We start from the raw sequence: 10,188 nt of genomic DNA, 5'->3' as shown, positions 1-10,188 counted from the left end.
GGCAGCGCATAGCGGAATTCATCCTCGATGGTCTGGTCGGTTCGAAGGACGAGCAGGCCGAGATTGGCGCGGGTGCCGATGCCGTCGTCGGTCTTGAAGGGAATGTGTTCCTTGTCGACGACAAGCGCATCGTCGGCGCGGCTAAGCGGGGCGTCCATGGCGCAGTCCCCTTCCTGATGCCAATCAGAATTGTCGACAATAGAAGCGACAACTTTGCCAAACGTGTCAAGAGCTCCGTTCCAATTTTGGGAACCGGGAAATGCCGGATTTCGCCCTGTCTGAACGGTGAATCGATCGTCGACCCACGCGCCGTTGACAATGGCCAGCGTCTTCCTGTTGAATTGTCGACAATAGAAACGACAACCATTCGGGTCAGCGATGCGCATATTGATCTTGGGCGGTGGCGTTGTCGGGATCACCACTGCCTATCAGTTGCAGAAGGACGGCCACACGGTCACCGTTCTCGAGCAGGCATCACAGGTGGCCGAAGGGGCAAGCTGGGCAAATGCCGGCATGATCGCGCCCGGCCATTCCTTCGTCTGGTCATCGCCGGCCGCGCCAAAAATCCTGCTGAAGTCGCTGTTCCAGAAAGACCAGGCGCTTCGTTTCAAGCTCTCCGCCGACCCGCATCTCTACAGCTGGTCGCTGCGCTTCCTCATGCAATGCACGGCCGCCAAAGCGCGTCGCAACACCCTTCTCAAACATCGGCTTGCGGTCCATTCCCAATCGGTCCTGCAGGCGGTCGTCAGGGAGGAAGCGATCCAGTACGACAGGACATCGGCCGGCATTCTTTACTTCCACCGCAACCGCCAGGCGCTCGACAAGGGCATCGCCAACATGCGCCTGCTGGAGGCCGACGGCCAGGAGATCCGTATCGTCGACGCGCAGGAAATCGTTGACCGCGAGCCGGCGCTGGCTTTGTCGCGCGACAACATTGCCGGCGGCGTATTGTGTCCGACCGACGAAACCGGCGACGCCGCCAAGTTCACGCGCGCGCTGGCGGCCATCGTCGAAAATAGGGGCGGCAAGATCCTGACAGGGACCAGGATCGTGGGGATCGAACGCAGAAAGGAAACGATCACCAAGATCGTCACCGACAAGGGAGAGTTTCTGGCCGACACCTACGTTCTGTGTCTCGGCGCCGAGAGCCCCGTCCTCGCCCGCAAGATCGGCCTTGGTCTGCCGATCTATCCGGTCAAGGGATATTCCATGACCATTCCCATCGTCGATCAGGCGCTGGCTCCAAAACTCCCTGTCATCGATGAGCACAATCTCGTCGCCATCACGCCGATGGGCGATCGCATCCGCGTGACCGCCACCGCGGAATTCGCGGGCTATGATCGCAGCCACAAGCCTTCGGATTTCGCCTTCATGAAGCGCGTCACGCAGGACCTGTTCCCGCGCGGCATCGCCTATGATCGCGCCGAGATGCGGGCCTGCCTGAGGCCCATGACGCCCGACAACCTGCCGATCCTCGGCCTGCGCGACATCCGAAACCTGTGGCTGAACACCGGGCACGGCCATATCGGCTGGACCATGGCGCATGGATCGGCCCGTATCGTCGCCGATCTGATCGCCGGCCGGGCAGCGCCGATCGCCCTCGACGGCATCCTTCCCACACAGGCGCGGTTCGCCGAACCAAGCGCCGCAAAGGCTTGACGACGCCATGCTTCGACCCACCAGACAAACCAACCAGGACAACAATGCGGCGTTGGCATCCAAGCCGATCAAGACCGGCCCGCGTGTCTATGAAGAGATCCGTCGCATGGCGATGGACTATCGCTTCAAGCCGAACGAACGCATCAACGAAGTGGCGCTTGCCGCGAGGCTGAATGTCAGCCGCAGCCCGATCCGGGAAGCTCTCCAGCGGCTGGTCACGGAGGAACTCATCACCTTCCAGACCAATCGCGGCTTCTTTTGCCGGGGCTTCGATGTCGACGAGATCGTCAATCTTTCCGACGTGCGAGCGGTGCTCGAGGAGCGCTCCGTCAGGCTGGCGGTCCAGCGCGCGACAGATGAGGAGCTTGCCACGCTCGTCGACTGGTGGGCGCTCACCATGGCGCGCGCCGACTCGTTTTCCAGCGCCGAACTGACCGCCAGGGACGAGGAATTTCACATCCGCATCGCCAGGCTGTCAGGCAATCCCGAACTGGCGCGCATGCTCGAAGGCATCAACACGCGCATCCATTTCGTTCGCAAGATCGAAGTGGAGAAGCACCGGCGATTGTCGACAACCTACACCGAACATAGCGAAATCGCCCGGGCCATGGTAGCCCGCGATGCCAACAGCGCCGCAAGGCTCATGCACGACCACATCGCCATCAGTGTCGCCGATGCCATGTCGACCGTCAGGGAAGGCTTGGCAAGGATATACATCGACGTCGACCAGATCTAATCGGGCAACCCCAGCTTTGACCGAGGCAACCCCCTACCGCTCAGGCAACCCCTACCGCTCAGGCGACCTTGTCGAGCAGCGGCCTCAGCGCCGGATGGATTTCCGGTGAGGCGTGCTTGATCAGGGTCAACAGCGCGCGTTCGTTCTCATAAAGAGGCCTGTCGACGCCGATATGTTCGATCAGCCAGCCGGCTTCGCCGGCATCGACCGTCTCGGCGCGGCGGGCCAGAGCCTCGGCCGCCCTGTTCTTGGCTTCCCACTCGGCCTCGATGTCGCCTGGCGACCGATAGGCTTCCATGATGCCGGCAAGGCCGCCGGAGATCATGCGGCTGAAGAAGCCGCCGATTTCCGGATCGGCATGTTCGAGGAAGGCATCACGGCGCAGCGCCACATCGCGCGTCGGTGCTTCGTAGCCGGCCGAGCACATGATGAAATTGGCGATCGCCTTGACGAACAGCTCGTTCCAGGACGGATCATTGTGCCCTTGGGCAGTGCACTCGTTGATCTTGAACAGCACCTCGGCCTCGGCGCGCGTGATGGCGATGTTGCCGTCGCCGCCATGGGCGTGGAGGATCCGGCGCAGCAACTCGACCTCCGCCTGTGCGATGAGGCCGGGAGCCAGCGTGCCGCCGAGCATCAGCGGCCCCTTGCCGTCAATGACGGCATGCGCCACCTGCTCCAGCGCATACACACAAAGTTGGCTCGGCGACGATTTCGCCTGTTCCAGCACATGCACCAGCAATTCGAGCTCGGTCCGGCTGTCGACCATGCCATCGCGCGAGATCGTGCGGATCAGCCAGTCGGCATTGTCTTGCGAGATATAGCCCGACGGCTTTTCCTGGTGGACGATATAGTCGGTGACCGCCTCGACGAAGAAGGGCGGCCATTCCTGGCATTTGTCCTTCGCCGTTGCATCGAGCGCAAACAGCGCCTCGGCCTCGCCGCGCGTCACGACGCCGTCGCCGAACACTTCATGGCGCAACATCGCTACGTCCTCCGCGGCGATGCGGCTTTTCGAGGTCAGCCCGGCCACCGGCGCGCTCATGATCAATTCGCCCATTTGTCGTCCCCGTCCGCCGTCGCCAAGCGCCGGCCCCAAGCGTCATACACGCCAACATATCAGCAGTGTCTTGAAAAACCGGCAAACGGCGTGGTTAGCGAAGACTTGTCGGCCAACGCATGTCGCCCAAAAACGTGCCGCGGTTTTGAAGAATGGTACGCACGCGCTTTAGATGTCGCTGACAGGTGACAAGCCGCCGCGCGCGAGCTATGGATGGCGCGTCGAGGACTCAGGGTCTGAGTCCTACCTGTTTGCGGGAGAGAACAGCGAGAGCTGTCGCCGAAGGGGAAATCGCCCGAAATCTCTCAGGCAAAAGAACCGTAGACGGGAAAGACACTCTGGAAAGTCGGGGCTTGCCCCCGCGCCGAAGGTGTAAGCGCCGCTGACAGAGCTCCGGCTGCGCGAGTCTCTCAGGCTTCAGACAGAGGGGCACGGACTGGTCGCCATTCGCGACCGATTGCGTGCGACTCTGGAGACGACATGACGGGCGACGATACAAGACACCTCCCCCTCGAAGACATCCATGTAACCGCCGGTGCGCGCTTCGGTGCTTTTGCCGGCTGGTCGATGCCGCTGACCTATCCGGCGGGCGTCATGAAGGAACATCTTCACACCCGCGAACAGGCCGGCCTGTTCGACATCTCGCATATGAAGCTGTTCGAAGTCAGCGGGCCGGAGGCGGTTGCGCTGCTCAACCGCGCTTGCCCCTTGGATGCAGGCGCACTCCAAATCTCACAGTCCAAACTGTCCTTTTTCCTCAACGAGGCAGGCGGCATCCTGGACGACCTCATCGTCACCAGACTTGGCGATAGCAGGTTCATGATAGTCGCCAACGCAGGCAACGCCGTCGCCGACGAAAAGCATTTGCGTGCACTTGCCGCGGATTTCGACGCCAGGGTCGAGCCGCTCGACCGCGTCTTCCTGGCCATCCAGGGTCCTGAAGCCTGGGCCGCCCTTTCCCGCGCCGGCATCGAGACCGGCTCGCTGCTTTTCATGCATGGTGTCGAACCGCGCAAGAACTGGTTCATGAGCCGGTCGGGCTATACCGGCGAGGACGGTTTCGAGATCGGCCTGCCGGAAGCCGATGCACGCGATCTCGTCGCGAAGCTGCTCGGCGATGAACGCGTGCTGTGGATCGGCCTGGCCGCCCGCGACAGTCTGCGGCTGGAGGCAGGGCTGTGCCTGCATGGCCAGGACATCACGCCGGAGACCAATCCGGCCAGCGCCGCCTTGATGTGGGCAATTCCAAAGGACATCCGCGCTTCCGGCGCTTTCATCGGCGCCGATGCGCTCCGCGCCGCCGTGGAACAAGGACCCGCGCAAAAGCGGGTCGGGCTTAAGCCGGAAGGTCGCCAGCCGGTGCGTGGCGGTGCCGCGCTCTTCGACGCCGACGGCAATCCGGCCGGCCAGGTCACATCGGGCGGTTTCGGCCCCTCGGCCGGCCATCCGGTCGCCATGGGCTATGTCTCGACACCTCTGGCAAAGCCCGGAACGCGGGTGTTCGCCGACGTGCGCGGCACAAAAATCCCAGTCGATATCAGTTCCCTGCCCTTCACACCGCATCGCTACCGCAAAGGATGATCTCAATGGCAACGACCTATTTCACATCAGATCACGAGTGGCTCCGCGTCGAGGGCGGCATCGCCACGGTCGGCATCACTGATTACGCGCAGGAGCAGCTCGGCGACCTCGTCTTCGTCGAACTACCGGAGACCGGAAAGAAATTGACCAAGGGCGACACCGCCGTCGTGGTCGAATCCGTCAAGGCGGCATCCGATGTCTATGCACCGGTCGATGGCGAGATCACTGAAGCGAACGGCACGCTGTCGTCGGACCCGTCGCTGGTCAACTCGGCAGCAACCGGAGCCGGCTGGCTGTGGAAGATGAAGCTTGCCGACGAAAGCCAGCTCGCCGGTCTCATGGATGAGGCCGCCTACAAAGCCCATATCGGTTGATACCAGGACTTATTGACATGACCGCAGCACCCTACCCCTTCTCGGCCCGCCATATCGGTCCCGGCCTCAACGACACCAGAGCGATGCTGGCCGCCATCGGCGTGCCCTCGATCGAGACGCTGATCAGCCAGTCCGTACCGAAGTCGATCCGGCTCGATCGGCCGCTTGCCCTGCCAGCACCGGCGAGCGAGGCGGAAGCGCTGGCCGAACTCTCGGCTGTCATGTCCGGGAATACAGTGCTGAAGAGCTTCATCGGCGCCGGTTATCACGGCGTCCATGTCCCGCCGGTTATCCAGCGCAATCTGTTCGAGAATCCTGCCTGGTACACGGCCTACACGCCCTATCAGGCAGAGATCAGCCAAGGCCGGCTCGAAATGCTGTTCAACTTCCAGACGCTGGTCACCGAATTGACCGGCCTGCCGGTGGCCTCGGCCTCGCTGCTCGATGAAGCAACCGCCGTGGCCGAAGCCGTCGGCATCGCCTTACGCCACCACCGTGACAAGCGAACCAAGGTCGCACTTGCCGGCACGCCGCATCCGCAGACGCTGGACGTGGTGCGCACCCGCGCCGAGCCGCTCGGCATCGAGATCGATGGCGAGACGATCGACGACAACACCGCCGCCCTGCTCGTCTCCTGGCCGGATACGTTTGGCGTCTATGGCGACCACAAGGCAGCGATCGACAAGGCGCGCGCGACCGGGGCTATCGTCGTCTTCATCGCCGACCCGCTCGGCCTGACGCTGACCGACGCGCCGGCCAAGCTCGGCGCCGACATCGCCGTCGGCCCGATGCAGCGTTTTGGCGTGCCGATGGGCTTTGGCGGCCCGCACGCGGCCTATTGCGCCGTCTCCGACAGGCTCACGCGGTTGATGCCCGGCCGCCTGGTTGGCCAGTCCACCGACAGCAAGGGCCGGCCTGGGTACCGGCTTGCCTTGCAGACGCGCGAACAGCATATCCGCCGCGACAAGGCGACCTCCAACATCTGCACCGCGCAGGCGTTGCTCGCCAACATGGCGACTGCCTATGCCATCTGGCACGGTCCCGCCGGGCTGCAGGCGATTGCCGGGCGCATCCACACGCTGGCCAATCGTCTTGCCTCCGGGCTCAAAGCAGCAGGTATCTCCGTGCTCGGTTCAAGCCGCTTCGACACGGTGACGGCCGAGGTGAAGGGTAAGGCAGCTTCGATCGCCACTGCGGCTGAAAAGGGTGGCAGGTTGCTGCGTGCCGTCGATGCCGATCATATCGGCATTGCCTTCGACGAAACCTCGACCGAGGCCGATCTCGACGCAATCGCGGCCCTGTTCGGCGCCAAGGCTGGTGTCTCCGCCGACAGCACGGTGCCCGGCAGGCCGCGCGGCAAGGAGTTCCTGACCCAGCCTGTTTTCCACGAAAACAAGTCGGAAACCGAGATGATGCGCTTCCTGCGCCGGCTGGCCGACAAGGACCTGGCGCTCGACCGCGCCATGATCCCGCTGGGGTCCTGCACCATGAAGCTCAACGCCGCCGCCGAGATGATGCCGGTGAGTTGGCCGAGCATTGCCGATCTGCACCCTTTCGCCCCGGCCGCGCACTCGACAGGCTACCGTGCCATGATCGGTGAGTTGGAGGGCTGGCTGTCGGAGATCACCGGATTCGACGCCGTCACCTTGCAGCCCAATGCCGGGAGCCAGGGCGAATATGCCGGCCTGCTCGCCATCCGCGGCTATCACCGCTCACGCGGCGACAACCACCGCACCGTCTGCCTGATCCCCTCCTCGGCGCATGGTACCAATCCCGCGAGCGCGGCGATGGCCGGCATGAACGTCGTCGTCGTGCGCTGCACCGAAGACGGCAACATCGACATGGACGACATGAAGGCCAAGGCGACTGAGCATGCGCAAAATCTCGCGGCGCTGATGTTCACCTATCCCTCGACGCATGGCGTGTTCGAGGAAGGCGCACGCGATCTCTGCGCACTGATCCATGAGCATGGCGGCCAGGTCTATTTCGACGGTGCCAACCTCAACGCGCTGGTCGGGCTTGCCCGTCCCGGCGACATTGGCGCCGATGTCTGCCACATGAACCTGCACAAGACCTTCTGCATACCGCATGGCGGCGGCGGACCCGGCATCGGGCCGATCGGCGTCAAGGCGCATTTGAAGCCGTATTTGCCCGGCCATGTCACCGAAGGCTCGGCGCACGCCGTCTCCGCCGCCCCCTTCGGCAGCGCCTCGATCCTGCCGATCACCTGGATGTATATCCGCATGATGGGCGCCTCGGGCCTCAAGCAGGCGACCGAGACGGCGATCCTGTCCGCCAACTACATCGCGACGCGGCTCGGTGCGCATTTCCCGGTGCTCTACAAGGGCAGGCAGGGACGCGTCGCGCATGAATGCATCCTCGACACCCGTGTGCTCAAGGAGAGTGCAGGCATCAGTGTCGACGATATCGCCAAGCGCCTGATCGATTATGGTTTCCACGCGCCGACCATGTCGTTCCCGGTTGCCGGCACGCTGATGGTGGAGCCGACCGAGTCCGAGCCCAAGCGGGAACTCGACCGCTTCTGCGAGGCGATGATCGCCATATCGGCAGAGGCAGCAAAAGTCGCCAGGGGCGAATGGCCTTTGGCCGACAATCCGCTGGTCAACGCGCCGCACACCGCCTCCGAGGCGCTGGCCGGCCAGTGGACCCATCCCTACTCGCGCCTGGAAGCGGCCTATCCGGCCGGCGACGCCGACACGGCAGCCAAGTACTGGCCCCCGGTGTCACGCATCGACAATGTCGCCGGCGACCGCAACCTGGTCTGCTCGTGCCCGCCGCTGTCGGATTATCTGGGTGCCGCGGAGTAATTACGCTGAGCGCAAGGCCGGCTTGATCGGCTCGGCCTTGCCCATCCTCTTGCGGCTGATGACGCAATTTCGTCCGGCGCGTTTGGCGGCATAGAGCGCCGCGTCCGCCTCGGCGAGCACGTTGTCCAGCCTGCTGCCGCTTGCCTCGCCAAAGCCGATGCCGCCGCTGACCGTGCTGCGCAACTTGCCGAGCTGGGTGGGGACGATTTCGGTGCCGAACGCCACGCCTATCTTGCTGGCGAGATCGTAAGCCTTTTCATCCGTCATCCGCGACATGACGATTGCGAACTCCTCGCCGCCAAGGCGAAAAGCGTCGACGCCGGGCCGGGCATATTTCTTGATGACGGCGGCAAAACGGCACAAGACCTGATCCCCTACCGGGTGACCGTAGACATCGTTCGTCCGCTTGAAATGGTCGAGGTCGAACATGACGATGGACATGAACGGACCGAAACTCCGTTCGCCGTAGAGCGACGTCAATGCCCGGCGGTTCAGCAACCCAGTCAGCGGGTCGGTCATGGTCTCGGCCTTGAGTTCAATTTGCGCCTGCAGATGATGGAGGGAGAGCGTCAATGCTCCGAGCCCGGTCATGCAGGCGACCGCCACCACGGAATTCAATCGTTCGGCCCAGTTGTCGGGCGCAACCCCGAGCGTCCATTGCCCCTTGGTCAGCAGAACCACGCCGCAAAGCGCAAACGACATCGCGCAGGTGCCGCTCAGAAACGAAACCACCAGAAGGATGCGGCGATCGTGACTGCCGTTGATCCAGAACATGGCGCCGATCGCCGACAGCAGCGCCGTCACCGTGGTGTAGGTGACTATGAAGCCAATGCCGTCAAAGCCCATAAAGGTCACGACGGCACAAATGGCCATGGCGGCAAGCGCAGGTGCAACGGCACGTCCGTAGCCGGGCACCCCCAGAAATTGCATGGCCGACAAGCAGATGATCAGGAACCCCAGGCTGAGCAGTGCAAGCACGATCTGGCAAAGCAGCGGATCGGGATCCTTGGTGTACCGCCAGAACAGGATCACATGCGCAACGAGCACCAGAATTCCGCACGCAACCGTCAGCACGAAACCTGCCTTGGGCGCGGTGAACCAAATGGCAAACATGGTGACGCTGAGGCATATGCCCGACAGCGCGGCTGCGAGCAGAAGCGAACTGAAGTCCAGCATATCGGGCAAGGGCCTCTTGAGCGTCGGCGGTTGCGCTGCATTCTAGGTCAGCGGCAGCCCTCAGATACGGGTTTTCAGGCAATCCTTCGATGCAACCTGCGGATAGGGTTTACAAAGCGTCGATGGCACGTGTCCCGAAACCGGACCCATGGATGCGAGATCAACCCTTGTTCAAGAGAGCGAGGTTGGCGTTGACGACTGTTGGATCGGCCATGCCGGCCTTCGCTTCGAGCAGCAACGCCTTGGCCTTCTTGCGATTGCCGCGCAGCAGTTGCGAATAGCCCATATTGTTGACGATCTGCGGCTTGCGGCCGGCGACCTTCAAAAGCTGGCCGTAGGCTCGGTCGGCGAAGTCGAAGCGGCCGAGTTCATCATAGGAAGCGGCGAGCCCCATCCAGGCCTCCGCATTGTCGGCTTTCAACTCGACGGCCTTGCGGAAGTGCTTTTCGGCGAGGCCGTAATTGGCGTCGCGAAACTGCGCCTTGCCTTGCGCCAGATCGGAGGTTTCGGTGTCGTTTGCCGCCGGTTGGATGGCGGTGGTCTTGGTGGTGTCGACGCCACTCGTCGTACAGCCAGACATCATCAAGACGGCCGCCATTGCGGCCATTGCCGTGAAATTACTGTGACGCATGCCCCTGCCTCATCGCCCGATTTGCCGGGTCGTTCTTCAGGAAACACAATATATCAGCGGCGATTAAACTTCGGTGCCGAAACGCCGCCAAAATTCGGCTTCGGGCACACCAGCCATTAACCACCAGGCACCAGACGAAGACC

The 10,188-nt window shown here is 62.9% G+C and carries 8 protein-coding genes and 1 riboswitch; of the genes, 5 read left to right on the top strand and 3 right to left on the bottom strand.

What is annotated here, in order from left to right; translation table 11 throughout:
- The first annotated feature begins 378 nt into the window (after positions 1–378).
- Together EN939_RS09410 and EN939_RS09405 are read left to right on the top strand one after the other, a co-directional pair.
- Entirely contained in the window at positions 379–1,659 is a 1,281-nt protein-coding gene (locus EN939_RS09410; protein ID WP_127267800.1) for a D-amino acid dehydrogenase, read from the top strand.
- Between the two features lie 7 nt (positions 1,660–1,666).
- Positions 1,667–2,395, top strand: a complete 729-nt coding sequence (locus EN939_RS09405; protein WP_127267799.1) for a GntR family transcriptional regulator — start codon at positions 1,667–1,669, stop codon at positions 2,393–2,395.
- Between the two features lie 58 nt (positions 2,396–2,453).
- Here EN939_RS09405 and EN939_RS09400 read toward each other — a convergent pair whose 3' ends face one another.
- Positions 2,454–3,455: a hypothetical protein gene (locus EN939_RS09400; RefSeq protein WP_127267798.1), complete on the bottom strand. Its 1,002-nt coding sequence runs from the start codon at positions 3,453–3,455 to the stop codon at positions 2,454–2,456.
- Between the two features lie 244 nt (positions 3,456–3,699).
- A riboswitch (glycine riboswitch) is annotated at positions 3,700–3,786 on the top strand.
- A gap of 149 nt (positions 3,787–3,935) precedes the next feature.
- On the opposite strand from EN939_RS09400, the gene gcvT reads away from it, so the two are divergent.
- The 3 genes from gcvT to gcvP are packed head-to-tail and all read left to right on the top strand — an operon-like array spanning position 3,936 to position 8,238.
- Positions 3,936–5,036 (top strand): glycine cleavage system aminomethyltransferase GcvT, encoded by a 1,101-nt coding sequence (gene gcvT / locus EN939_RS09395; protein ID WP_127267797.1) that lies wholly within the window; start codon positions 3,936–3,938, stop codon positions 5,034–5,036.
- 5 nt (positions 5,037–5,041) lie between these two features.
- On the top strand, positions 5,042–5,410 hold the full coding sequence (gene gcvH / locus EN939_RS09390) for a glycine cleavage system protein GcvH (protein WP_013531953.1): 369 nt from the start codon (positions 5,042–5,044) through the stop codon (positions 5,408–5,410).
- 17 nt (positions 5,411–5,427) lie between these two features.
- Positions 5,428–8,238 (top strand): aminomethyl-transferring glycine dehydrogenase, encoded by a 2,811-nt coding sequence (gene gcvP / locus EN939_RS09385; RefSeq protein WP_127267796.1) that lies wholly within the window; start codon positions 5,428–5,430, stop codon positions 8,236–8,238.
- On the opposite strand, the gene EN939_RS09380 is transcribed toward gcvP, so the two are convergent.
- On the bottom strand, positions 8,239–9,414 hold the full coding sequence (locus EN939_RS09380) for a GGDEF domain-containing protein (RefSeq protein ID WP_127267795.1): 1,176 nt from the start codon (positions 9,412–9,414) through the stop codon (positions 8,239–8,241).
- A gap of 160 nt (positions 9,415–9,574) precedes the next feature.
- Positions 9,575–10,045, bottom strand: a complete 471-nt coding sequence (locus EN939_RS09375) for a hypothetical protein (RefSeq protein WP_127267794.1) — start codon at positions 10,043–10,045, stop codon at positions 9,575–9,577.
- Between the last annotated feature and the right edge of the window lie 143 nt (positions 10,046–10,188).

The sequence above is a fragment of the Mesorhizobium sp. M7A.F.Ca.CA.002.05.1.1 genome (assembly GCF_003998335.1).
GTDB lineage: Bacteria > Pseudomonadota > Alphaproteobacteria > Rhizobiales > Rhizobiaceae > Mesorhizobium.
This window is presented reverse-complemented; position numbering and strand designations above follow the sequence as displayed.

Bases quoted from the DNA above. Each gene is read 5' to 3' on its own strand.
- EN939_RS09410 (WP_127267800.1), top strand. From the start codon at position 379: ATGCGCATATTGATCTTGGGCGGTGGCGTTGTCGGGATCACCACTGCC.
- EN939_RS09405 (WP_127267799.1), top strand. From the start codon at position 1,667: ATGCTTCGACCCACCAGACAAACCAACCAGGACAACAATGCGGCGTTG.
- EN939_RS09400 (WP_127267798.1), bottom strand. From the start codon at position 3,455: ATGGGCGAATTGATCATGAGCGCGCCGGTGGCCGGGCTGACCTCGAAA.
- gcvT (WP_127267797.1), top strand. From the start codon at position 3,936: ATGACGGGCGACGATACAAGACACCTCCCCCTCGAAGACATCCATGTA.
- gcvH (WP_013531953.1), top strand. From the start codon at position 5,042: ATGGCAACGACCTATTTCACATCAGATCACGAGTGGCTCCGCGTCGAG.
- gcvP (WP_127267796.1), top strand. From the start codon at position 5,428: ATGACCGCAGCACCCTACCCCTTCTCGGCCCGCCATATCGGTCCCGGC.
- EN939_RS09380 (WP_127267795.1), bottom strand. From the start codon at position 9,414: ATGCTGGACTTCAGTTCGCTTCTGCTCGCAGCCGCGCTGTCGGGCATA.
- EN939_RS09375 (WP_127267794.1), bottom strand. From the start codon at position 10,045: ATGCGTCACAGTAATTTCACGGCAATGGCCGCAATGGCGGCCGTCTTG.